The organism is Clostridium sp. 001 (assembly GCF_019056555.1).
In the GTDB taxonomy this organism is placed as follows: Bacteria; Bacillota; Clostridia; order Clostridiales; family Clostridiaceae; genus Clostridium_B; species Clostridium_B ragsdalei.
In genome coordinates this window covers 1,522,839-1,549,050 of sequence record NZ_CP020473.1, presented here as the reverse complement: position 1 = coordinate 1,549,050, position 26,212 = coordinate 1,522,839, and the positions used below count along the sequence as shown (strand labels likewise).

The 26,212-nt window shown below is 29.9% G+C and carries 20 protein-coding genes, 1 pseudogene, 2 CRISPR repeat arrays and 1 riboswitch; of the genes and pseudogenes, 12 read left to right on the top strand and 9 right to left on the bottom strand.

Annotated elements, in window-relative coordinates; genetic code table 11:
* The first annotated feature begins 92 nt into the window (after window positions 1-92).
* Window positions 93-671: a type 1 glutamine amidotransferase family protein gene (locus tag B5S50_RS06990; protein WP_217303451.1), complete on the top strand. Its 579-nt coding sequence runs from the start codon at window positions 93-95 to the stop codon at window positions 669-671.
* A gap of 30 nt (window positions 672-701) precedes the next feature.
* On the opposite strand, the gene B5S50_RS06985 is transcribed toward B5S50_RS06990, so the two are convergent.
* Window positions 702-1,436, bottom strand: a complete 735-nt coding sequence (locus B5S50_RS06985) for a site-2 protease family protein (protein WP_217303450.1) — start codon at window positions 1,434-1,436, stop codon at window positions 702-704.
* Window positions 1,437-1,567: 131 nt separating this feature from the next.
* Window positions 1,568-2,350, bottom strand: coding sequence for an alpha/beta fold hydrolase (locus B5S50_RS06980; RefSeq protein ID WP_217303449.1), 783 nt, complete (start codon window positions 2,348-2,350; stop codon window positions 1,568-1,570).
* Window positions 2,351-2,597: 247 nt separating this feature from the next.
* Here B5S50_RS06980 and B5S50_RS06975 point away from each other — a divergent pair, with 247 nt between their 5' ends.
* Window positions 2,598-3,020 carry a GNAT family N-acetyltransferase gene (locus tag B5S50_RS06975; protein WP_217303448.1) on the top strand — a complete coding sequence of 141 codons (423 nt, stop codon included), beginning with the start codon at window positions 2,598-2,600 and terminating at the stop codon, window positions 3,018-3,020.
* A gap of 323 nt (window positions 3,021-3,343) precedes the next feature.
* Window positions 3,344-3,598: a TfoX/Sxy family protein gene (locus tag B5S50_RS06970; protein ID WP_217303447.1), complete on the top strand. Its 255-nt coding sequence runs from the start codon at window positions 3,344-3,346 to the stop codon at window positions 3,596-3,598.
* An 88-nt stretch (window positions 3,599-3,686) separates the two neighbouring features.
* Here B5S50_RS06970 and B5S50_RS06965 read toward each other — a convergent pair whose 3' ends face one another.
* Complete coding sequence (locus B5S50_RS06965) at window positions 3,687-4,478, bottom strand: esterase family protein (protein ID WP_217303446.1); 792 nt, start codon at window positions 4,476-4,478, stop codon at window positions 3,687-3,689.
* Between the two features lie 242 nt (window positions 4,479-4,720).
* Here B5S50_RS06965 and B5S50_RS06960 point away from each other — a divergent pair, with 242 nt between their 5' ends.
* Complete coding sequence (locus tag B5S50_RS06960) at window positions 4,721-6,136, top strand: MerR family transcriptional regulator (RefSeq protein ID WP_217303445.1); 1,416 nt, start codon at window positions 4,721-4,723, stop codon at window positions 6,134-6,136.
* Window positions 6,137-6,188: 52 nt separating this feature from the next.
* On the opposite strand, the gene thiM is transcribed toward B5S50_RS06960, so the two are convergent.
* From thiM to B5S50_RS06940, 4 genes are all read right to left on the bottom strand, one after another.
* Window positions 6,189-6,974, bottom strand: a complete 786-nt coding sequence (thiM, locus tag B5S50_RS06955) for a hydroxyethylthiazole kinase (RefSeq protein ID WP_217303781.1) — start codon at window positions 6,972-6,974, stop codon at window positions 6,189-6,191.
* On the bottom strand, window positions 6,952-7,521 hold the full coding sequence (gene thiW, locus B5S50_RS06950; RefSeq protein ID WP_217303444.1) for an energy coupling factor transporter S component ThiW: 570 nt from the start codon (window positions 7,519-7,521) through the stop codon (window positions 6,952-6,954). Before thiW ends, thiM begins: the two co-directional genes overlap by 23 nt.
* A 294-nt stretch (window positions 7,522-7,815) precedes the next feature.
* Window positions 7,816-7,921: riboswitch (TPP riboswitch) on the bottom strand.
* Between the two features lie 43 nt (window positions 7,922-7,964).
* A complete protein-coding gene (locus tag B5S50_RS06945; protein ID WP_217303443.1) occupies window positions 7,965-8,402 on the bottom strand; it encodes a GNAT family N-acetyltransferase in 438 nt (145 codons plus the stop codon).
* Window positions 8,403-8,536: 134 nt separating this feature from the next.
* Window positions 8,537-9,991, bottom strand: a complete 1,455-nt coding sequence (locus B5S50_RS06940) for an MFS transporter (protein WP_217303442.1) — start codon at window positions 9,989-9,991, stop codon at window positions 8,537-8,539.
* Between the two features lie 155 nt (window positions 9,992-10,146).
* Here B5S50_RS06940 and B5S50_RS06935 point away from each other — a divergent pair, with 155 nt between their 5' ends.
* From B5S50_RS06935 to B5S50_RS06925, 3 genes are all read left to right on the top strand, one after another.
* Window positions 10,147-11,025, top strand: a complete 879-nt coding sequence (locus B5S50_RS06935; protein ID WP_217303441.1) for an AraC family transcriptional regulator — start codon at window positions 10,147-10,149, stop codon at window positions 11,023-11,025.
* A gap of 61 nt (window positions 11,026-11,086) precedes the next feature.
* A complete protein-coding gene (locus B5S50_RS06930; protein ID WP_217303440.1) occupies window positions 11,087-11,629 on the top strand; it encodes a nitroreductase family protein in 543 nt (180 codons plus the stop codon).
* A 6-nt stretch (window positions 11,630-11,635) separates the two neighbouring features.
* Window positions 11,636-12,163, top strand: a complete 528-nt coding sequence (locus B5S50_RS06925; RefSeq protein ID WP_254306727.1) for an AAA family ATPase — start codon at window positions 11,636-11,638, stop codon at window positions 12,161-12,163.
* A gap of 14 nt (window positions 12,164-12,177) precedes the next feature.
* Here B5S50_RS06925 and B5S50_RS06920 read toward each other — a convergent pair whose 3' ends face one another.
* Complete coding sequence (locus B5S50_RS06920) at window positions 12,178-12,576, bottom strand: SRPBCC family protein (protein WP_217303439.1); 399 nt, start codon at window positions 12,574-12,576, stop codon at window positions 12,178-12,180.
* Between the two features lie 273 nt (window positions 12,577-12,849).
* A CRISPR array of direct repeats spans window positions 12,850-16,123; the repeat unit is 30 nt; unit sequence GTTGAACCTTAACATAGGATGTATTTAAAT.
* A 105-nt stretch (window positions 16,124-16,228) separates the two neighbouring features.
* On the opposite strand from B5S50_RS06920, the gene B5S50_RS06915 reads away from it, so the two are divergent.
* From B5S50_RS06915 to B5S50_RS06905, 3 genes are all read left to right on the top strand, one after another.
* Window positions 16,229-17,248 carry an Rpn family recombination-promoting nuclease/putative transposase gene (locus tag B5S50_RS06915; RefSeq protein WP_217303438.1) on the top strand — a complete coding sequence of 340 codons (1,020 nt, stop codon included), beginning with the start codon at window positions 16,229-16,231 and terminating at the stop codon, window positions 17,246-17,248.
* 346 nt (window positions 17,249-17,594) lie between these two features.
* Window positions 17,595-19,933: a CRISPR direct-repeat array (repeat unit 30 nt; unit sequence GTTGAACCTCAACATGGGATGTATTTAAAT).
* A gap of 345 nt (window positions 19,934-20,278) precedes the next feature.
* On the top strand, window positions 20,279-20,989 hold the full coding sequence (locus tag B5S50_RS06910) for a CRISPR-associated endoribonuclease Cas6 (RefSeq protein WP_217303437.1): 711 nt from the start codon (window positions 20,279-20,281) through the stop codon (window positions 20,987-20,989).
* Window positions 20,990-21,007: 18 nt separating this feature from the next.
* Window positions 21,008-22,750 carry a hypothetical protein gene (locus B5S50_RS06905; protein ID WP_217303436.1) on the top strand — a complete coding sequence of 581 codons (1,743 nt, stop codon included), beginning with the start codon at window positions 21,008-21,010 and terminating at the stop codon, window positions 22,748-22,750.
* Window positions 22,751-23,008: 258 nt separating this feature from the next.
* Here the strand turns inward: B5S50_RS06905 and B5S50_RS06900 are convergent.
* A pseudogene (locus tag B5S50_RS06900) lies at window positions 23,009-24,353 on the bottom strand (transposase).
* A 174-nt stretch (window positions 24,354-24,527) separates the two neighbouring features.
* Here B5S50_RS06900 and B5S50_RS06895 point away from each other — a divergent pair.
* Window positions 24,528-25,457, top strand: coding sequence for a type I CRISPR-associated protein Cas7 (locus tag B5S50_RS06895; RefSeq protein ID WP_217303435.1), 930 nt, complete (start codon window positions 24,528-24,530; stop codon window positions 25,455-25,457).
* A 3-nt stretch (window positions 25,458-25,460) separates the two neighbouring features.
* The gene (cas5b, locus tag B5S50_RS06890; RefSeq protein WP_217303434.1) at window positions 25,461-26,207 is read left to right on the top strand and encodes a type I-B CRISPR-associated protein Cas5b; all 747 of its coding nucleotides are present in this window, start codon (window positions 25,461-25,463) and stop codon (window positions 26,205-26,207) included.
* Window positions 26,208-26,212 lie beyond the last annotated feature (5 nt).

The following is a 26,212-nucleotide window of genomic DNA, read 5'->3' as shown; positions in this document are numbered from 1 at the left end:
ACTGGTAAGTAACAAGAAAATAAAATTAGAAAGATGACATACAGGTGTCATCTTTCTTTTTATATAATGTTTAAGAAAGGATGTGCTTAATAATGAAAAAAGAAATACTTGCATTTATTTTTGATGGATATGCTGATTGGGAGAGTGCTTACATATGTTCGGAACTTAATGCACCAGAAACAGAATATATTGTTAAAACTTTAAGTTTTGATAAAGAACCTAAGATATCAATGGGAGGCTTTCATACCATCCCAGACTATTCTATAAATAACTATCCTAAGGAATTTGCAATGCTTTTATTAATTGGCGGAAATGCATGGACGGAAAAGAAAAATAATAATGTTAAACCTATAGTTGATTATGCACTTGATCATAATATTCCAGTAGCAGCAATTTGTGGTGCCACCTTTTTCATGGGCGAAAATGGTTATTTGGATAATAGAAAACATACAAGTAATACATTAGAATTTTTGAAATCTCAGTCACCTCATTATAAAGGAGATAGTAATTATATTGAGAAACAAGCAGTAAGTGATTCCAATGTCATTACTGCAAATGGAACAGCAGCATTAGAATTTGCTAAAGAAATTATGCTATATTTAAAGGTTAAACCTGCAGATGAAATTAATAAATGGTATGAATTTCATAAACATGGAATGTATCAAAAGTAAATTACACTTGAGAAAATAGTATAATTATGATTATTTATATCTAGATATATTTTTAAATATACATTTATAATCAAATGTGTTATAAATGTATATTGCACTCCCAGCCAAGGATAATACCAATAGGCTATATATGATTATAAATTTTACTTTACTATGTTTGTCCAGTTTATAATAGGAATCTGTTTTATACCTAATGGTAAAATTATACGTTTGATAAGCACCTGATGCCATAATAAAAAGTAATATTATCTTACTTTTTAATTTATTTACTGATATAAACAAATATATTAAAAATGGAAATCCAATATAACATAGAATAGGAGATATTGATTCAACTATATGTCCGCCATCAAGAGGCTTTACAGGTATTAAATTGCTCAAATTTATTATTATTGAAGTGAAACTTAATACTAAAAATGTATAATCTCCTGCAATATAATAAATTATATAGCAAATAAGACCACATATCCCTCCTAATAATGGTCCGCCCAGTGCAATAAGTGCATTTTCTTTGCAATTTTTAGGATCTTCATGAGTTATATACGCTCCAATTGGGGTGAACCCTCCAAAAGTGACATTCAGTTTCAAAAATTTTGCTGTAATATAATGTCCCAGTTCATGAACAATAAGAATAGATAGATATCCTACTGCATATTTAAAATTTATAGCAACCCCTAATACTAAAACGGTGAAAGAAATTATTAAAGTATTGGATAATATTTTTTTAACATTTAGCTTCTTATTTAAATTCTTTTTTCCTGTCATTTATGTATCTCCTTGTAATATTTACAGTATTACTTGCAGGAATATTTTTGACAATGCTAAGAATTGTATGGAAGTGTAAATTGAAAATTGAGAGACTTAAACGGAAAGGAATGTAGCCAATAATATAGCAATTAAGAATTCAATCTTGCATAAAGAATACCTTTTTTAATTGCTTCTGCTAATCCTTTAGGATTTTCCCAAGCCATTGAATGTCCTGCTGCTTTTACAATTTCAATATTTATATTGTGTTTTCCAAGCTCAATTTGGTCATCATCTGGAAGAGATTTTTCACCAAATATAAATGTTTTTTTACACTTAAGTGAATACAGCATGTCACGCCATGATGGATTTCCTCCCTCAACTGCAGATTTTGAAATTCTACTAATTGCTGTAGATGAGCAAACTGATAATGCTGATGCCCACATAGAATTATGGATAGTATTTTCATTGATAACTTCATCGAATATACTATTCACAAAGTCGTCTTCTCTAAAGCTCCCAAATTCATAACTTGATGAATCTTCACTGCTTTTATCTAGATTTGATTCGCTTAAAATAATTGCCTCAACACTATCTTTACATTTATCTGCAAGTTCAATTGCAATAGGTCCACCTAAACTATGTCCAAAAATAATAAATTTATGTAGATTTAAACTCTTAACGAAATTATATAAGTACCCTGCATGTTCTTTTACAGTATACAAATAATTATCAGGTTTATCGCTAAAGCCACTTCCAAGCAGATCTACTAATATTCGTCTGTGATTTATTAAATCAACCTGTGCAGCTACTTCTGGATAATCAAATGATCCGGCACATCCTAAGCCATGAATAAATAGTATAGGTGTGTCTTCACCAGGAAAATCATGATATCTCATTTTATTTTTCAAATTGTCTACTATGTATTCTTTCATAAAATCCTCCATATTTAATAAATATACAGTCTTAAATCTGTAATATAAAGTGATAAGTGTTTTTAGATACAAACCTCAAACAAATTCATTATAACATATTTATTGATACTTTTTGAGTTTATGAAAAATTAAGACCAATTTTAAATATGCCTTCTAGTAAATATATGTAGAAATTTTACTTGAAGCTTACGCTGCGTAAGCATTTATATTTATAGATAAGGTTACATTATTTCAAGGAGGGGAAAATATGGATCTTAAGATTCAATATAATTGTTTAAATATTAATTGGGATGACGTATGTGAGATATTGAAAAAAGCTGGAATGTCATATTTTGAAGGAAAGGTGCATGAGAAAGCTTTTAAAAATAGTCATACCGTTATATTTGTTTTTGATAATAATAAATTAATTGGTTTTGGTCGTGCAATTTCAGATGGAACTTACCAAGCTGCAATTTATGATGTAGCAGTATTACCTGAATATCAAGGTAAAAATGTTGGAAGAACAATTGTTAATGGTATTTTAAATCGTATTCCACAGTGCAATTTTATATTGTATGCTTCGCCTGGTAAAGAAGCTTTTTATGAAAAATTAGATTTTAGAAAAATGAAAACAGGAATGGCATTGTTTTACAATAAAGAAAAAATGCAGATAAAAGGCTTTATTGAATAGATCCTGACAAGTGAAAGACAGAAACATTTTTCCAGCCAATTTGCAAAGCACAAGTGCCTTAAGCCCCTTGAATTAAATGGCTGAGGCCACTTTTTTTGCTTGAATGTGAAAAAGTGAAAAACGGTTGCAAAAATTTCAACAGAAGTTGAACCTTAACATGAGATGTATTTAAATAATGGTATAGTAAATTGCATTAGTCCAAATAATAATACTTGAACTTTAACATGAGATGTAAAGATAAAAGATGACAGTAAATATGAGTTTTAGCATGATAGAATATATGGAATAAAATGTTTATCATATATAAATGGAGGAATGATGCCATGGGAGAATTGTCCACCTTGCCCAATATTGGAAAAACAGTTGAACAACAATTAAATCAAGTTGGGATAGAAACGATAGAACAATTAACAAAGATCGGAAGCAGGGAAGCTTGGTCGAGAATAAAAAGCATTGATCATTCTGCGTGTATAAATAGGTTGTATGCTTTGGAGGGTGCCATAGAGGGGATTAGGTGGCATAATCTTTCAGAAGGAGTAAAAGAAGAACTGAAAGATTTTTACAATACATTTAAATAATTGTGCAATTAGTTCACATAATCAAATATAGGATTTCTAATTGAAGTCAGATTCCAAGTTAGAAATCCTATACTTTTAAAAATTAATATTAGCATCCATAAAACTGTAGATATTTTTCAATATTTGATTTTATATATTCGGCACTGTGATTACCACAAAATACATGATTTTGAGAAGTTACGCCTTTTTCCTTCAATATTTTATGTAAAATTAAACAGCCTTCATAAAATCCACCTTCGTCCTTATCTCCAGCATCAAGATATACATCAATATCGGAAGAAATATTATTGTTTCTGGCAATATGTATGGGATCATATTTTTCCCATATATCCATGTCTTTAAAATATGGTTTGTCTTCATCTTCAAGTTTCAGTTCTAAAGCAGGCATATGTCCTCCAACTTTTGAAAACATAGATTGATGTCTTAGGGCATTGTGAAGGGCTGCATAACCACCGGCAGATATTCCACCTATGTATCTTCCTTTTCTATCTTTTATGGTATTAAAGGTTTTATCTGTTAGAGGTATTATTTCTTTTATAAAATAATCTTCATACATTCCAAGATTTATGATTCTATTGCTATTCTCTGGATCAGGTACTTCTTTACAGATTAAGGATGAATTCAAGCCGCGGCTGTTTTCATATCTTGGACATACAATTATCATAGGTTTTATTTTTCTGCTATTTATCATTTCATCGGTTTTAGTATCTATACCAAGCTCAAGAAGTATATTTTCATTTCCACTTCTTCCATGTAGAAAATATAATACAGGCAGGGGAGCTGAGTCATTATGGCTTTCAGGCAAGTATACTGATACAGCCATTTCTTTACGAAGTATATTGCTGTAAAAATTTATTTTTTCTACTTTTGATTTTTTCACTTTTTATCACCACTTTAAAAATTTTGTAATTATTAATAGAAGGTACTTGTATTATAATAATTGTATTGGAGGTATAAAGCAAGAATTGTATTGCTTAAATTTAGCACAATTTTGATCATATATTTGGGTGTTGTTCATATATGATAGTCTGTATTCTATTTTGAATGTATGAAAAATTGATTATTGACTGATGCCTTGGGTACTGGTTTATACTATGAATAGTATCTAAGGGGGAATTTTTAATGAAGATAAGTGAAGTTATGGAGATCACATCTCTTACAAAAAAGGCCATAAACTACTATGAGGAAAATGGACTTATCAGTCCTTCAGTAAATAAGGAAAATAACTATAGGGATTATACTAAAGAAGATATTGAAAAATTAAAGCAAATCTCTGTTTTAAGAAACTTTGATATACCAGTAAAAAAGATTAGAGAAATATTAGTGAACCCTAAAGAAATGGAAAAGATATTTACAGAACATTTAAATAAGATAAAGGCAGAAATTTTAAATATGGAAAGATCCAAGGACATTTTCCAGCTGTGCATAAATGACATTAATTTTCCAAATTCCGATGTAGGCAAAGTTACTGATGACATGATGCTGTTAAAAAGAAGCCTTGACATGAGTGAAAGGGAAAAAGAAGGATATATGAAAAAAGAGCTGACACGCATCTTTCCTGGATTTTTTGGTAGATACATTTGTTTGAAGTATTCAAATTACCTTGATGAGCCAATTGACAGCAGGGAAAAGGAAAATGCCTGGATTCATCTTGTTAAAATACTTGACGACAGTCATGAGTTAAAAGTTAATAAAGAAATATTAGAAAGCATGGAATCAGATGAAATTGATTGGAATTTGCTTGAAGAAATAATTAAAAACAGAGATAAAGATTTTTATTCAATGAATGAAGAAGACATTCAAAATTATGTAGATAATTTGTATGATGCTGAGTTAACTGAAAATGATTTGAAATTATTAGAGCAGTTTATAAATTATGCAAGTTCTAAGGATAATATAAAATATGTGAACGATTTACTTAAATTAATAGATGAAGATTTAAAGGTACTCAGTTCAAAGTACAAAAAATTTCAAAAAAATCTTTCATCAGTTAATTGTGAAATGAAAAAAGTGTACACAGAGAATTCAAAAGTTAGTGCTGATGAAATTGAAAATAATATGGGTACAACTACTTTACCTGAGATGACTTTTGTTGGCTGTGAATATAAAAAAATTATTATACCTGGCAAAACACCTAAGCTAGTTGAGAATTTTAGAAAAAGGATTGATGAAATTAGTAACGTGATAAATCCTGGTGATATTTATACGATAAATGGAATAGACAGTCTACCTCAATATGAAAAGCCTAAAACTTTAATTCACAAATTCAGATTTTCATTTATAGTAGGGGTACAAGTTTTAAAAGCAGAACAAATACCGAAAGACATGCAAGTATTTACTATACCTTCTCATAAGCATGCTTGGTATACTACTTTAGAAAGTAAAAGTTTAAAGAGCTTTATGAAAAATGAAATACCTTTAATTACATTTATTTCCCAGGCACATAAGATTGTTAAGTTTCCCGTGCTGACGTTATATAGAAGTGACTATAAAGGTACCAGGGAGTCAGCTGTTTATAACTATATGCCGGTAGAATAGATGGAACGTACTTGCTTCAGGTACGTTCTCAAATTTTTAAAGCCATTTTATCCTATTTTAACTCACACTTTATTTTGTTTATTATAGTATTATCAGAAATTGTAAATAAATTATCTATAAGATCAGTTCTAAAACTTCCTATACCGGTAACATGCTGAGAAAGTTCTCCGCATATTCCCATAAGTGATACAGCTAAAATAGTACTACCAAATATATCTAAGGAAGAAATATAACTTGCTATAAGTGCAGTAACCATACATCCTGTACCTGTTACCATTGAAAGCATTTCACAGCCGTTTTTTATTAAATATGTTTCGCTGCCGTTAGTTATTACATCTACTGCACCAGTAGCTGCAATAACAGAATTTGTTCTAATGGATAGTTTTTTCACAATTTCTATATTGTCATCTGTTATCTTATCACATTCTCCTGCATCTATTCCTTTTGCATTGCTTTCTATACCACAAATTGATCTTATTTCAGATAAATTACCTTTGATGACGTCTGGATGACACTGAGAAATAAATTTTTTTGCATAATTAAACCTCAATTTACTGCAGCCAACACCAACAAGATCGATTACTTGAGGAATCTTTTCTTTAAAAGCCGTTTTACCTGAAATCAACATGGATTTCATTCTAACATCGGTTATATTTCCAAGGTTAACGCCAAGTGCGTTAGAGGCAGATGTAATTTCAGAAACCTCTAAAGGATGTTCGGCCATGATAGGCTTTGCCCCGATAGCAAGTATTACATTTGCACAATCATTTATTGAAATTGGATTTGTAATATAATGAATAAGGGGTTTTTTTATTTTAACACTGCGTTTTATTTGCAATAGGTTGTTTATCGGTATCTGTTGATTTGTCATAGACTTTTACCCCCAAGTTTTTCTGAATCTTTATAAGCATTCCATTTTTGCTTAATGCTCCTAAAAAAATAAAGGCAATTATTCCACCAATAATTGTAGCAGTAAAGAACAAAGGAATATAAAACATAAGTGAAAGTCCTTTTTTGCCCCAGAAATATGTCATAATAGGCGATGAGACAATAGCACCTATAATACCTGTTCCAATAACTTCACCTAAAACTGCAAAAATTAAAGTATTCTTAGATATTCTATATAAAAGTCCTGCCAAAAAAGCTCCAAAAACAGCACCCGTCAAAGCTAAAGGTGGAATTCCCATAAGAAACATTCTTATAATTCCAATACAAACAGCACAAAGCAGCGCATACCAAGGTCCAAAAAAAACTGCACATGTAATATTTATAACAGAAGACATAGGACACATTCCTTCTATACGAAGAATTGGCGAAATGACAACTCCCATTGCCACCATCATTGCAAGCATAAGTTTTTTTAATAGTTTCGAGTTTCTTTCCATAATAAAATACCTCCATAATAATATTTATTTTCTAAAGTTGTCACATAGGAAATAAACATCATTATTGTAGGCATAATTTTAGAGTAACCAAATAGCAATTCCCTATATGACAAATCATATTGGTCGCGGTCGAAGCTCAAAAGCTTCCTCTCACCTTGAAACACAAGTTCCCTCGCTATTTAGTTGTACTTTTGTTATAAAGCCCCGGGCGCTCCCCCAATGCTTTTTAAATATAAAAAATGGAATATACCTTGTAAGGCACATTCCATTTACACTCATAAAACATATAAAAATAGTATAAATTAAATATTTCCTTACGTCGGCATTATCCGAATCAAGTTATAGGTCGAAGTATATACTTCCTCTCAGCATGCTTAAACAGGCTCCCTTTTTATGAAAATCATACCATATGTTTTCTATGTATGCAAATTTTTTTTATTTTATTATAAATATTTTTTAAATCCTTTAACGACATCATTGTTATATCCAATTGATTCATAAAATTTATGAGCATCTTTCCTCTTGAAAGCCGATACCAACATGGTAAAATAGCAGTCTCTCTTCCTGGCAAAGTTTTCAATAAAAGTCATTAGAGTCTTTCCGATTCCCATCCGTCTACAATTGTTTTTTACAATTACATTTTCAACAACCATAAATGGCTTACATTCGCCGCCAAGGTCCTGGCAAATAATACCTAACAATGAACCAACTAAATTATTATCACCATCTTTTGCTCCAATTAATATATAGTTTTTATTTGAATTAATTAATGTAAACTTATCTTTGAATTTTGGAAAATTTGTTTTTTTACTTAAAAGTTGCTCATATAAATTTGATAAGTCATTTAAATCATCATATGTTATTCTAGTTATAGTAACCAAATTTATTTCACTTCCTTTTTAAAATTCTAAGTTCACATCACATTATAGTTTAGAATTTTACATTTTTTATTGCTTTTACTGCTGTAAATATTGTTTAAAATGCTTTGAAATAAACACTATGCAGAAGGCCATTCTTAAAAATTTTTACCGTGTACATCTGCAGCTGACTGATCTATTTGTGTGCTTTTTTTATTATGCATTCTAAAAGCAGTGAGCACTGCTCCGAAGGCACATACAATAGTCAGAACAATATATACATATCTCATTCCATATACAAAAATATCATCTCTTCCTATAACATAGTCTGTCACACGATATCCAATTTTAATGCTCATAAAACTATATAGGAGACTCGTGGAAAGTATAATTCCTATAATTTGTCCTAAGTTTCTCACAAGAGAATTGACACTGCCGGCTATTCCCAGTTTATTTTTAGGAACTGTTGACATTATGAGTGAATTATTTGAAGGTTGAAATAATGATTGTCCTAAAGCTAATACCACAATATAAATTATAATCTTCGTGATAGAAGAATATTGATTTAAAAATGACAGAAATATAAAACTTATACTCATAAGCAAAAGTCCTAAAAAACTTAAAAGTTTGGAGCCTATTTTATCTGACAAATTTCCTGAAAGCGGAGAAATCACAGCCATGACTAAAGGCTGTACCATCATTATAAGACCTGTTATATTAGAGTTTAGTTTCATTGCATCCTGAAGATAAAAAGGTATTATAATTGTTGAAGCACTTAGACAAATGAATGAAATAGATGCACAAAACAAGCTTAGAGAAAATACATTGTTCTTAAAAATTTTCATTTGTATGAGAGGTTTTTCTATTTTATTTTCTAATACAATAAATACTGCTATAAATAGAATGGATACAATAAATATTGTAATTATAACAGGATTCTTATATCCGACCTTCTGTCCTTGAATCAGGGAACCAAATAAAAGTACCATTGACAGGAAAATAAAGGTTGATCCTTTTACATCAAGTTCACTATTTATTTCTTTATTTTGGGTTTTACTATGAGGCAATACTTTTAAAGCAGTGATAAATGCAATTACTCCGATAGGTACATTGACGAAAAATATATAATTCCAGCTTAAATAGTAGGTAATAAATCCACCTGCAGGTGATCCTATTAAGGTTCCCAAGGCAACAGAGGATGCCAAAATTCCAAGGGCTTTTCCCCTTTCATTTCTTGGAAAAACCTGAGTTATAATACCTTGATTGTTAGCCATGTAAGCTGAAGCACCAATGCCTTGTATAATTCTAAATATAATAAGTTCTGTAAATGAAGTTGAAATGCCGCACATGAAAGAAGCTATAGTAAAGACAACCATTCCAAATTTAAATACCTTCATTTTGCCTATTATATCACCTAGTCTTCCAAATATTAAAATAGTTGAGCAAATCGAGATGATATAACTTGCTACAACCCATTCTATAGACACCATGGGTACTGAAAGTTTTTTTGACATTACAGGCAGAGCTACATTCACAATATTAGAAACAAGACAGGACATAAAAGTCATAGATATAACAACAAGTAAAATTCCGTATTTATTTTTATATTCCATGTTAGTTAGATAACCCCTTTCTTTTTAAAATAGTAGTATTTTATTGATATTTACTAGTGAAACATCTAGATATATAATAACAATATACATATTGAGTTTCATTGAATATATTGATTAATATTAGTACTATATTGATATGAGGAGATGCTGCAATTATGAATAAATCCCAAATTAATTATTATTATAAAGATATGCCCAATAGAAATTTTTTCGTAGATATATTCAAAGTAAAAGTTAATGGGCCGGGAGCTACATTTGAAGAAAACTGGCATGAGCATCTTCAATTTTTTTATTTTATTAAGGGTAGTGCCTTGATCAGGTGTAATTATAAAAGTATTCATGTAAAAGCTGGGGATTTTATAATTGTAAACAGCAATGAACTTCATTACTGTGAAAGCTTATGTGATGATTTAATATATTATATTATAAGGGTTGACCTTTCATTTCTCTTTAGTAGTCAGATGGACTCCTGCCAGACCAAGTTTATGGTACCACTGGCAAAGAACCTTATTTTATTTAAAAATCTAGTTAGAAATGATAAGGACATACTCAATTGTGCAGATAAAATTATTGATGAGTATTTTTCAAAAAGGCTTGGATATGAACTGGCTGTAAAAGCATATATATATGAGATTATTGTATTGTTACTCAGAAAATATGTTGAAAAAATTTTAACAGCAGGTCAATTTAACTGTCGAGTTGATAATCTAAACAGATTAAAAAATATATTTTTGTACATCAACGAAAATTTCACTGAAAAAATAACTTTAGATGAAATTTCAGAAATGGCTCATATTAGTAAAGAGCATTTTTGCAGGACATTTAAACAAATTACAGGTAGATCTCTAACGAATTATATAAATAATCTTAGAATACAAAAAGCAGGTTTATTGCTGCAGAAAACTGATTTAAATATAACAGAAATAGCACTGAATTGTGGATTTAGTGATATAAATTATTTCAGTCGTATATATAAAAAAGTTAAAAATGTATCACCGCTGAATTTTAGAAAAAATTTCTGTAGTAATTCATAGTTAAAAAAGTTTGAAGGATAAAGATATGTTAAAATAATTATTAAGAAGGGAAGCGGATGATATGATTGAAGAGATTTCAGCACGTAGAAGTATAAGAAAATACATAGATAGAGAAGTTGAAAATGGAAAAATACTGCAGGTGATTGAAGGCGCAAGGCTTGCTCCATCAGGAAGTAATACCCAGCCCTGGCATTTTATTGTGGTAAAATCAGAATCAAATAGGCAAAAAATATCACGAGTATGTCATAATCAGAAATGGATGCTTTCTGCTCCAGTTTTTATTGCTTGTGTAGCAGATATACGTTGCAGAATAGATGAAAAAATAGATGTATCATTGGATGAAAACAGTCCGGAAGAGGAACTTAAACAGATAATTAGAGATACTTCAATTTCTGTAGAACATATATTGCTTGGAGCTGATAACCTGGGATTAGGTACTTGCTGGGTTGGATGGTTTGTACAAAATGAAATAAGACCAATTTTAAATATACCTGATGATAAATATGTAGTTGGAATTGTCACACTTGGTTATGCAGATGAAAAGCCTAAACCCCGTCCACGAAAGAAACTGGAAGAAATTATACATTATGAAAGCTGGAAGTAATTGATTATGAATGACAAGGGTAAAATGACAAAAAACCTTATTCTCATAAATGGAACAATGGGTGTAGGAAAGACAGCAGCAAGTAAAGAATTACAAAAACTGCTGCCTAAATGTGTCTTCCTTGATGGTGATTGGTGCTGGAATATATCACCCTTCATCGTTACAGATGAAACTAAAAGGATGGTAATTGATAATATTACATATATGCTAAATAATTTCATTTCATGTTCGGAGTATGAAAATATTATATTTTGTTGGGTAATGCATATGCAAAGTATTCTTGATGATGTATTATCTAGAATAAACGAGAAGGGCTGTAAGGTGTATAAGTTTTCTCTTATATGTTCAGAAAAATCATTAATTGAACGAATTACAAAAGATATTGAAAATGGAACCAGAACAGAAGATGTCATTGATAGAAGTGTTCCCAGGTTAAACAATTATCTAAAAATGGATACAGATAAAATAGATGTAGATGAAATTTCAGCAAAAGATGCAGCAGAAATAATGTATAAACGCATCATAGCAACATAAAAGTAATATGAAATTTATTCACCTAATTCCTTTTTTAAATCTGCTATATAAAGTGACTGCTGTTTTTTTAGATACAAACCTGCAAACAAATTCATTATAGGATTATTTACTGATATTTTTTCTGTAAATTCAATCTGGGTACCATTATTAACAGGACTAAAAGTTCCAATCCAATGACCCTTCATATTTTTATTAGACATGTCAAATTCATATCGCTCATAAGGCTTTTTTAAGGTAATGTTAAATTTAGTAGGAAAATTATTTTTTGTATATTCTGTAAAATAGTTTCCGTCTTCCGAAACATCAATTTTACTTAAATCGCTTCGCCACTCATATTTATTGTTATTTGTAACTACTTCCCATACTTTTTTAATATCTGCTTTAAATGTAGTTGTAATGGTTGATTCCTTCATAATAAACATTCTCCCTCATAAATTTACTATTTATCTATACGGTGTACAAATAAATTATACTATTTTATACAATATATTACTATATTTTGTTAAGTATTTTCCAACTAATTTTGGTGATAGAGATGCCTTAAGCCATTTAAATTCAATGGACGGTGATACTTTTTTTATTGAGTTTATGAAAAGTGAAAAACGGTTGGAAAATTTTCAGCGAATGCCTTTATTATTAAGGACTTTAGGGATATAATGAAAATAGAGAATGGCTATTTTACTGTGGTTGAACCTTAACATAGGATGTATTTAAATAGAGATAACTAAAGTTAATCATTAATAATTGTAATAGTTGAACCTTAACATAGGATGTATTTAAATTGATAATTCGCTCCTTTAAATTTATATTTTAAATCTGTTGAACCTTAACATAGGATGTATTTAAATTGTTCTGCGGTAAGTTTTCCTTTAAATCATCTATACGTTGAACCTTAACATAGGATGTATTTAAATAAATTTATAACATTTCTTCCATTCTCTCTTTTAGGTTGAACCTTAACATAGGATGTATTTAAATAGGAACTTTTAACAAAATATAGTGTATCCATTTTGAGTTGAACCTTAACATAGGATGTATTTAAATGGTGTTTTAATAGGATTTAACGGTAATGCTTTTTCGTTGAACCTTAACATAGGATGTATTTAAATTTTCGTAGCTGTAGATATTGCAAAAGCGCTTGGATAGTTGAACCTTAACATAGGATGTATTTAAATGTATGCTTATACAAAAAATATACATCACTTATTACCAGTTGAACCTTAACATAGGATGTATTTAAATAAAATAATTTTCAAATACTAGATAGAAGCTTCTACGGTTGAACCTTAACATAGGATGTATTTAAATCTTAAAGTGTCTAATGATCTATTTAATTTTTCTTCGTTGAACCTTAACATAGGATGTATTTAAATTTGCTATCCATAGCAGTTATTAATTTTTCTTTTATTGTTGAACCTTAACATAGGATGTATTTAAATAGCTCCAACAGCTATGGGAGTAATCACGGACGTATTAGTTGAACCTTAACATAGGATGTATTTAAATATAGATTTGAAACTGCCAATATGAAAGCAGAACAGGTTGAACCTTAACATAGGATGTATTTAAATACAATTTTACTACCAGTACCCTCTATAGAACCAGAAATGTTGAACCTTAACATAGGATGTATTTAAATGCATATCTTAAACCAAGATACCCCATAACAGTAACTGTTGAACCTTAACATAGGATGTATTTAAATCCGTCAATAGAACCTCCCAAACTTTTTATATTACCAGTTGAACCTTAACATAGGATGTATTTAAATCATTTCTACCCTTCTTCAAATATTCAACAATAGTATGGTTGAACCTTAACATAGGATGTATTTAAATCATTTCTACCCTTCTTCAAATATTCAACAATAGTATGGTTGAACCTTAACATAGGATGTATTTAAATAAGCTTTATTTAAACTTCCCTTGTAGTCCTCTGCTGGTTGAACCTTAACATAGGATGTATTTAAATGCATATTTATAATATGCTTTACTCACTAAAGTTTCTAATGTTGAACCTTAACATAGGATGTATTTAAATTTTTATAATCATTTAAAAATAGTTGAACATCATTTTTGTTGAACCTTAACATAGGATGTATTTAAATGATATTACCTAAAAATAATATAACTACTGTAATTTGGTTGAACCTTAACATAGGATGTATTTAAATCACTAATACAATTATGAACAATATATTATCTCATAATGTTGAACCTTAACATAGGATGTATTTAAATTGCTTTTTAAAAGATATATTTTTAGATTATAACAATTGTTGAACCTTAACATAGGATGTATTTAAATAGTTCAAGGTATTGAAACCTTAAGGCTCTGTGTCCCGTTGAACCTTAACATAGGATGTATTTAAATCGTCTAGCACGCTTTAAAACCTTTAATCTATTAATAGTTGAACCTTAACATAGGATGTATTTAAATTACGATAAAGCAGAGGAAGGGAGAGCAACGACCAAGGGTTGAACCTTAACATAGGATGTATTTAAATGAAGTTTGGTCAACAGCAGTATTAATACTAACAAAGTTGAACCTTAACATAGGATGTATTTAAATGATGATAAAGACACTATTGCACAAACTCTTACATTGTTGAACCTTAACATAGGATGTATTTAAATAGTGCTAATGGATGCATATTTACGCCAGTTCCAAGTTGAACCTTAACATAGGATGTATTTAAATATTTACAAAGAAAGATAAGACGGGAAATATAAAAAGTTGAACCTTAACATAGGATGTATTTAAATAAAACTAATTATAGGTAATGCTTTAAAAGAATATAAGGGTTGAACCTTAACATAGGATGTATTTAAATAAAGCATATTTCCCTTTACTAACCCAATCTTGAACTTGTTGAACCTTAACATAGGATGTATTTAAATAGACCACTAAAATCACCATCAATAGAACCTTCCAAACGTTGAACCTTAACATAGGATGTATTTAAATGAAAAATGTATTATTTTTACAATCTATATATCCTGGGTTGAACCTTAACATAGGATGTATTTAAATTTAAAATTAGCAACACCTTCAGCAATCAAATCAGATAGTTGAACCTTAACATAGGATGTATTTAAATTAACACCCCACCTAATAATTACCGCCCATTTCTCAAGTTGAACCTTAACATAGGATGTATTTAAATCCAGATGATTTTGTGTTAATTGATTCTAAATCTAAGTTGAACCTTAACATAGGATGTATTTAAATAAAAATTAGAGAAAGTCTTATGAGTTTATATGCTTAGTTGAACCTTAACATAGGATGTATTTAAATAAAAAATGACTATTTAAATAATAATTTAATCAATATTGTTGAACCTTAACATAGGATGTATTTAAATTTACAAAAATATTTATGAAAGAAGATATGTTATATGTTGAACCTTAACATAGGATGTATTTAAATAACTACAATGCCTTAAATATATAAAAACTATAGTTAAGTTGAACCTTAACATAGGATGTATTTAAATCTTTTTTAAGACTTTACTTACAACTTTTCTAAACTTGTTGAACCTTAACATAGGATGTATTTAAATAAATACTTTTTTTCTACAGACTTTTCAAGAACTTTTGTTGAACCTTAACATAGGATGTATTTAAATAGTTATATGAGAATTGCATATACATCAATATGGACGGTTGAACCTTAACATAGGATGTATTTAAATAGCTTTAGTATAATATGTTCCCATTGAGAACGCCGAGTTGAACCTTAACATAGGATGTATTTAAATGAAGCAAAAAAAGCTTTCTTTTGGGTGGACACAACCAAGTTGAACCTTAACATAGGATGTATTTAAATCTACTCCAGTAGAAAGAACACTTACAAGTATTGCACGTTGAACCTTAACATGGGATGTATTTAAATTCTGGGACACCTGTTGTAATGCATTTGAATACATTCGTTGAACCTCAACATGGTATATTTTCTGAATAAAAATAATAATCTGTAAATTTTAAAAAATATGTTGAATAGAAAAACATAAATGCTTTATAATTAATACTAAGAAGGATAAACATAAGAGGATGTGGATAAGATTTGATAAAGAAACACGATTTTGATGCAGCGTGGAAATCAATTTTGGAAGCCTTTGAAATAGAAATAGTAGAACTGCTTTTTCCGGAGATATTTAAAAATATAGCATGGGAATATGGAACAGAATCTTTAGATAAAGAACTTCAAGAAATACAAAGAGAAATTTTTGATAGAGACAGTAGTGAAAAAGTAATATCAGATAAAATAATAAAGGTAAAATTAAAAAATAATAAGAGTAAAATATTGTTTATACATGTGGAAGTACAAAGTTATGCCAGCTGTGATGAAGTATTTGGAGAGAGAATGTTCAGATATTTCTATAGAATCTGGGACAAATTTAGGTATAGGTATGAGGACAAATCGGAAATAGTGGCAGCAGCAATATATACATATAAGGGAGAAAGAGGCAAAGACAAGAATTACATATATAGATTACCAGAGATAGAAGAAGACATATTAACGTATAATTTTAGGACAATAGATGTTGAAAATATAAATCTAGAAAATATCAGTGAAGACAACCCGTTAAGGTTAGTGTTTAAAATAGCAAAGAACCTATTAGAAACAAAGGCTGATGATGAAGAAATATATAGGGCAAAGATTAAATTAGCAGAAGAACTAAGAGAATATGAAAAAGTAAAAAACAATGAGCAAATAAAAGCGCTAGTAGACTTTTTAGAATACTTATTTTTAATTGAAGATCCAGAGTTAGAAAAGAAATATGAGGAATATAAAAAGGAAATTGGAGGTGCATTTAAAATGAGTATAGATGAAATCAGAAAATTGCACTATAAGCAAGAGGGAAGAGAAGAAGGACTTGCAAAAGGAAGAGAAGAAGAGAGAGAGCAATCCAGATTGAAGGATGTTGAAAGGGTTATAAAATTACTAAATAAAAAGTTTAAGAATGTAGATGAAACTGTGATAGGAAAGGTAAAATTATTAGACAGTGATAGCCTAAATTCAATTATAGAAGACATATTTGACATAGAAACTATAGAAGATTTGAAAAGATATGGAATTTAAATAATAAAGTATCTTTAAAGTTTTGAAAGTAAGCTTTATGAACCGACCCCCAAAAGTTAGACCTAAAATCTAACGATTGGAGGTTGGTTTTTTATTTGAAATAAAAAAATGACTAGAGAGTTTTGAAAAAAACTTATGGTGTGCTTCAAACTAAATATCACGGGTAGATTTTTTCCAGCCTCTTTGAAGATAGAGGGTGCCTCAATACATTGACATGTAATGGATTGAGGCACTTTTTTTATAAGTTTATGAAAATTGAAAAATGGTTGGAAAGTTTTCAGCTGATACCTTTATTGTTAAGGGGTTTAGGGTTATAATGAAAATAAAGAATGGCTATTTTACTGTGGTTGAACCTCAACATGGGATGTATTTAAATCATTCCAGTATTTGAATATCTTTATTTATTTTGCTAGTTGAACCTCAACATGGGATGTATTTAAATTCACGCTCCTTTATTGCATTATACCACTAACCAATAGTTGAACCTCAACATGGGATGTATTTAAATATAGCTAAATATGGATATTCAATTTAGTCATAATTTAGTTGAACCTCAACATGGGATGTATTTAAATAATGAAGCACAACTATTAATAGCACCAATAACACCAGGTTGAACCTCAACATGGGATGTATTTAAATGAAGTCTGGTCAACAGCAGTATTAATACCAACAAATCGTTGAACCTCAACATGGGATGTATTTAAATTAAAAAGTTAAGCCAAATTAAAAAGAAATTAGAACAGTTGAACCTCAACATGGGATGTATTTAAATAAGAACCAAATAAGATATTGCGATCAAAAGATTTGTTGAACCTCAACATGGGATGTATTTAAATTCAATATATTTTTGAATATCTGTGCTTTTTATATCTGGTTGAACCTCAACATGGGATGTATTTAAATGTGAATTTCTCATTATCAAATTGTACTAATATATTAGTTGAACCTCAACATGGGATGTATTTAAATAAAGAAAAATATAGAGTTTTTATTTTCTCAGCATGGGTTGAACCTCAACATGGGATGTATTTAAATGAAGAGAAGTAGTTGGAACTAAGCGTAATGAGATAGTTGAACCTCAACATGGGATGTATTTAAATGAATGGAGGGATTAAAAGGCATCATTAAAATTTTAAGTTGAACCTCAACATGGGATGTATTTAAATTTAGGAACTTTTACAAGTAGGATATATACACTAGGTGTTGAACCTCAACATGGGATGTATTTAAATGTATCTTCCTTTATACTTGCTTTATACCTATAAGGTTGAACCTCAACATGGGATGTATTTAAATCTGATTAATGTTTTTATTTGATTTTCTACTTCTGTAGTTGAACCTCAACATGGGATGTATTTAAATGCAGCTACTACAGGAAACTGTGCTAATTCAGCTACTGTTGAACCTCAACATGGGATGTATTTAAATAAAATTGAAAAATCAATACCCATTTTTCCACCACGTTGAACCTCAACATGGGATGTATTTAAATGCATATCTTAAACCAAGATACCCCATAACAGTAACTGTTGAACCTCAACATGGGATGTATTTAAATACTCCCTTGTTATGAAGATTGGATTGTATTACGTGTGTTGAACCTCAACATGGGATGTATTTAAATCAAGAATACATTTTAGCATCTTTATCATATACATATGTTGAACCTCAACATGGGATGTATTTAAATGCAACCAAATCCGATATACCCTCTTTAACATGATACGTTGAACCTCAACATGGGATGTATTTAAATTTCCATAGAGCCAATATAAGACACTTAATTTTTAAAGTTGAACCTCAACATGGGATGTATTTAAATTATTTTATTTTTCTTATTGATTATATTATACTACAAGTTGAACCTCAACATGGGATGTATTTAAATCATCCTAAAAAGTTATCTTTTATAGGTATTAACTTTGTTGAACCTCAACATGGGATGTATTTAAATTAATAAAAATCACTCCTTAATATTTTATTTTGTGTTGTTGAACCTCAACATGGGATGTATTTAAATTTAATTTTTTCGCTTATATTAATATTATTATTGCATGTTGAACCTCAACATGGGATGTATTTAAATATATTATGAGTAACAATACAAATAATAATTATTATCTGTTGAACCTCAACATGGGATGTATTTAAATTAATTAAACACTCCTTTATTTATTTTATATTACTAGTTGAACCTCAACATGGGATGTATTTAAATTGCATTATTTTCAATGCTCTTTTTAAGTATCCTTTACGTTGAACCTCAACATGGGATGTATTTAAATAGTTATGTAGCTTTAGGCGATGCTGAATATACCGGTTGAACCTCAACATGGGATGTATTTAAATGATTATTTATGCTGTTAGAGAAAAGGAGGGATTAAGTTGAACCTTAACATGAGATGTATTTAAATATATCTTTTATAGGAGCTTGGACTATCTCAGCTAGTTGAACCTTAACATGAGATGTATTTAAATAAACACCTTGGGATAACTGTATGTCTTCATCATCTGGTTGAACCTCAACATGAGATGTGATTAAATAAGTAATAATTGGAAATAATATATTTTAAGAAAATTATTGAACCATAATATGAAATGTTTTTAAACACTTTATTGGTATAACTTTGAATTATCGTCAAAGTGAGCATAGTTGAACCATAACAAATGTTGTATGAAACAGATTTGTTTAAATTAATTCTAAATATTTCCTAACACTTCAACTTTATTGGTTTTACTATGAATATAAATTTGATCTAGGTACAATAATATAAATGTAAACAAAATTTACTCTATAGAGGATATAAATATAAGAAAATATTGGATTATGATTATCGCCTTTTTTATCATCTACTTAGTAAAATCAACAATAGATATAGATTTAAAGCTAACTATAAAAAGATAATCCTGTTACACTAAATTTATCTAAAAAGCTCCTTGTATTTGCAGGACTTTCCATAAATTAATCGAATAATAACATATATGGAAGACAAATTTTTGTAATATACAAATGAATGGAGGGTGATTATGGAAATAAATGAGATAAACATTAAAGTATACATCCTAGAGAATATTCCCATAGAACAGGCGTTGGAAGATTTAAGCAAATTAATGGATAAATCTTTCTATGAAAATGAGAACATGAAAAGTTTCCACGAAGAAAATATGATGAAAAATTACTGCTTCAACAGCTTGTACCCCTTAGATGTAAAAACTAAGATGTATAAAGAAGGATGCATATATAATTTCCAATTGAGATGCATAGGCTCCAAATTAAAAAATCACTTTTTAAAATTCTTGTCAAATGAATATACCTCTAAGATAAAAGTTCTTGTATGTCAAAGTAAAAACATACCAAAAAGGCCTATAGACAGAATATATAGTATAACCCCTGTAATAGTTAAAATGCCTGGCAGTGAAAAAACTGAATATTGGAGAAATAAATACACTGAAGAAGAATTTTTTGAGTACATAAGAACAACCAGTATAAAAAAATATGAAGTATTGACAGGAGAGGCTGTGGATAAAAATTTAAAGCTGTTTAATTACGCAAAGATAGACAACAAAAAGCCTATAGCTGCTAGTTTCAAAGATAAAAAGATTCTAGGAGATAAAGTAACATTGAATTTGGAAACAAATAGCGATGCCCAAAATATTGCATACATACTCCTTGGAACAGCACTTGCAGACATGAGTCCGAGAGGGTACGGATTTGTGAATTATCAATATATCAAATAGAAAAAGAGGTGAAAATATTTGATAAATGAAATCTGTAAAATATTTAGCAGCAGATATGAAAAAAAAGGTGATGCACTTATTGTGGATAACTATACGCTTTCACCTGGTGACTATGTTGAATTTACATTGGAAGACAGTGGAGACAAAGTAGAAATATTTAGTGTAGACAAGAAAACAGATAAATCACAGGATGATTATAGAAAGTTTGCAAAAATGGATTGTATTAGCGGTCTTATATCTATGAATAAGCCAGTAGATCCGGTAAAGGTAATACACAGTAATAATATGTATACTTTCTATGTGAAAAAAGAAAATTTAGATCCATCTAAGGGAAAGCTGGATGTTGAAGTAATAGATAAATACTATGACATTTTAAAAAGTCCTGGAGGTAAATATAAAAATAAGAAAAAAAGTTTGGAGCTTTATTTAAAGTTTGAAAAAGAACAGGGCAAACCAGATGGAGAACTTATAGACAAAATAAGAGATTGGATAAAGCAAAATATATATAAAATAGCAAGTCGTAAAAGTCTAGATAAAACATACCTTAAATTATTCTATAATACTGATTCTAAAAATTATGAAAGAGAAAGCCAGAGATATATAATACCTAATATCTATAACAGCACGGATTACAATGTTAAGATCGGAGATAAAGTGTATGGACTGCCCGACTTTAATATGGGATTGAATTCAAAAAAGCCCTACCTTGAAAACAAGACTAGAAAAAGCAAGTTACCTGTACTTGTAGATTCAAGTACCATTTTTATGGAGAAAAAATTATTCGATTATTTCATGAACTATGCACAAGAAAAGAAAAATTATATATATGCAGACAGTGACATAGATGCCGTAGACTATAAAGAAAATAAGAAAGATGACTTTAAGGGGTATTTCCTGAGAATAAACAAGGGAAAAGAAGTGGAAATTGCAGACTATGATACCATAACCGAATACAGGTATAAGTTGAAAAAAGCCATAGAAATTCTCCCTATTATAAATGAAGGAGTAGGCAAAGATTTTGAATTGTCCCTTGGAGTTTTAAATAATGTAGGTGAAGTAAAAAGTAGAATAAGTGAAGTGTTCTTTAACAAGTATTTGGAAAATAACTTTTTTACAGAGGCAAAAAGTATAAATTTGAATGATGCAAAAGTTAAAGAGTGCCTTTTGAAATACAGGTATGGATTTTACACCTGGTTTTACAAAGGTGAAGATTTTTTGACAAGCGCATTTTGGAACAGCATGACCTTATATCTTTTGTGTAATTCTATAAATCAAGGAAATATAAACAAGGCAGTAAATCAATTTAACTTAAGGCATGCAGTACTTTGTTATTTTAACAATGAAAAGGGAGGAAAGAGTATGGATGCAGTTGTTAAAAGTGTTCGAAAGAGTATAGACGAAAAGATAAATATTAAAGAAGATCCTGAGTATAAGGTGGAGGCTGAAAATGATGAAGAATATTATTTTTGCATAGGCCAGCTGCTTAAATATTTTTACAGCTTGAATAAGTCTGGAAACAAAAATTATTCTTTTATAAATCCTTTTTTAAATGCAAAAAGCAGTGAGTTTGTAAAGGAAAAATTGAAAAAGTTGTTTATAAAATATGATTATGCTATAAAGCCATCCTTTAGATTTAACAATATGTATTATATGGTTTCTTCCTATAATACAGAAGGAAAGGTGAATCAGGATCTTATAATAGCAGGATTTTTATGTCCCAATTTAATATATAAAAAATTAGGTAATTGCGAAACTCGCTAATAAAAATGAATAAAAGATGTTTAGAAGTTGCAAAAGTATTGTTAGAAGTTTAAAGACAAATTTTTATGATTTGAAATAGCCATATTGATAAAAAAGGGCGCACGAAATAAAGCAAAGTTGGGTTTCTATTTTTTACAAATAAAATTTATGCAATTAATGGTTTTAGGCTTCTAATATATTCATTTTTATGTATTTTATTTGCTACAATAACTGTTATTAGCTGAGTTATACCGGCTAGAAGTAAGTCAGAATGAAGCGTTAGCTCATTTTGTGTCTTACGATCCGCAACGCAATAACTGCCTTTGAAATGGTTGATGTTTTTCTCGACAGCAGTCCTGATTTTATAAGTGTTTTCCCATTGGAGAGTTCCACGAGTAGTTCCAGGATATGCACGAAGATTCTTTTCAGGATAAATGTAAAACATTCTGCCGCAAGAAGATTTTGTACATGGATTTTCACATAGAGTTACACGTTTGCTCTTTTTAGTTTTTTTATTGTATACCCATTTCATTTTGGGACATACGAATTTCATTGATGGAATTCCAGAACGTAAGTGTGTTTTACTGCCTTCTCGTTTCATTGGAAGCGAATGGTCATAAGGACAGCATGGAATACCATTTTCATTTAAAGGGCAGTCGAATTCTTTTGATGCAAGTTTAGTTTTTAATGGAATGAATGCCTTTTCAAATTTCAAATCATGCAAAAGGTATCGATAAATCAGAATGCTGTCAAAAGCAGCATCACCTAAAAAGATTTTTGGATTTATCAAAGGATGTTTTGCAAAGAAATCCATAAGAACAGGTATAAGAGCTTTAGAATCAGCAAGAGATTTATCTTCATCCGGTGAATCAGATTTTTTCTCAATAACAATATCAGGATGTGCTTTTAGAAAATCCTGATTGTAAAATGAAATATCTCTTACAATACCAAGTCCGTTGGTTACAATGCCAAATTTAAAAGCATAGCAAAAATGACCGTTAATGTACATTTGTTGAATGGCCGGATTAGCTGAAGCGTGTGGAGGCATAGAACCATAGGCAGCTTTATAAGGATCATAAGAATCATCTAAAGCATGTACTTTCTTAAAAGTCTTAAGCTGTTTTATGATGCGGTTAGCATACTTAGGGTTGTTTTCAGTAACAAAAGCTTCGATACCAGAAGTATCAAAAATAGTCATAGAAGCAAGTTTGGGGTCAATTTGCTGGCATATTGGTTCAGTAATATCAACGAGATTATCAAATATCAATTGTAAGTCCAGAATAAAATCCTGTTTAAAACGTGTGAATTTAGAAGCATCAGGGACTTTAAGGAAACCGCAGAAATCCCTTAACTCTTGAGAATATTTAAGAAAAATAATCAAAAGGGAATCCGTAGGAATAGAAAAAATGTGCTGCAAAATCAAAGCACGGAGCATGGCGTAAAGACTGTATTTACGGGGCCTTCCAGTAGAAGCATAAAAATGATTTATGAAGGAAGCAGGGATTAAATCATCAAGGTTAATAGTATTTTCAAGTAAAGAAAGAAACTGAGGCTTGTTATTTTCAAATTTTTCTTTGCAATCAGAAAAAATATCTGCCAAAGAAAGCTGTTTATATGGTATCATAAATATATAACTCCTTTCTGAGGTATATGGTGATTTTGTTTCTTTGCAATTCAATTTTACCATAAATCAGTGAGGAGTTATTTTGTTTTGTAACAAAAAATACACCGCATTTATACGGGTTGTAGCGTTTCGCAAACGCCTAATATAAAAAATAAAAACAAGGAGGCAAATTAAATGAACAGAGTATATGGTGTTATCGGAATTAAATCAATTATGGCAAATTGGAATGCTGATTTTAGCGGCTATCCCAAGACAATCAGTGACGGATCTATATTTGGAAGTGACAAGGCACTTAAATACAGTATAAAAAAATATTGGGAAGATAGAGGAGAAAAAATATTATATATAAAATCATTCAAGACTGATAAAGGTAAGATCAGGCCTAGATCTCTTGAAGAACGATATAACCAGGTATTTGATACAACTCTTACTAAAAAAGATGAAAGTACAGTTATACTTAAGAATCTATTTTCTGCTTTAGATGTAAAATCTTTTGGAGCTACATTTGCAGAAGAAGGAAACAACATATCCCTTACAGGGGTAGTGCAGATAGGTCAAGGATTTAATGTGTATGAAGATTCAAGTGCAGAAGAGCAGCAGATACTTTCTCCTTTTAGAAGTGATAAAAAGGCAAAAGAAACAGAAGAGGTAAAAGAGGCAAAGCAGAGTACACTTGGTACAAAAATTGTAAGTGATGAGGCTCATTACTTGTATCCTTTTTATATAAACCCAACTTCCTATAGAGATTATGTGGATATGAAGGTTACAGAAGGTTATACAGAAGAGGACTACAAAAAATTTAAGGAGGGAGCATTACTGGGTGCCACTGCCTTAAATACAAATGCCAAGGCAGGTTGTGAAAATGAATTTGCACTATTTGTTGAAACTGATGAAGAAACTTATCTTCCAAATTTAACCCAATTTATGAAGTTTGAAAAGGGAGAAGATAAAGACATATTGACTTTAAATTTAGAAGAGATTTTGCAGGGTATTGAAGATGATATCAAAAGAATAGAAATTTATTATAATGACTATAAGTTAAAATTAAATAATATACCAAAGGGAGCTGTGCTTTTTAATATATTTACAAGAAAAGAGGTTTAAGGCATGAAAGTAGTAAGGTTCAAACTTTCTGGAAAAACTGCATTTTTCAAAAAGCCGGATGTAAATACTTATTGCTGCTTTACATATGGAAATATACACAAGATAGCTCTTCTTGGAATAATGGGAAGTGTTCTTGGATTTAGAGGCTATAACGAGCAGAGCGGGAATTTTAAGAAAAATGTATATCCTGAGTTTTATGAAAAACTTAAAAACGCCAAAGTTGCTGTAGTGACTATCAATAAGCACGGCTATATATCTAAAAAGGTTCAAGAGTTCAACAACTCTGTTGGGTATGCAAGCAGTGAGAGTGGAGGAAATCTCATAGTAAAACAACAGTGGCTTCAAAATCCTAAGTGGCTGATTTATGTAAAAATAGATAATGTAACAGATGAGTTTTCAAATATGATTAGAAAAAATAAGGCCAAATTTATACCTTATCTTGGAACAAATGATCATTTTGCAGATATAACTAAAGTCAGTGAACTTGAAGTCCATAAAGAAGATGATGTAGACAGAGTAGATAGTATTTTTGAAACGAAGTATTTCAAAATAGATAAATATCAGGATGAAGAAGAGGATACGGATACGGCCTGGAAGTATACAGAATACCTTCCTGTGGCTCTTGACAAAGATCTAAATCAATACCAGTTTTCCGATTTTACGGAGACAAATATGGCTGTAGACTCATTTAATGAAAATGTAGATGTGTATAGAGATGAAGAACTGGACAAAAACTTGTACTTTTTTTAGAAGGT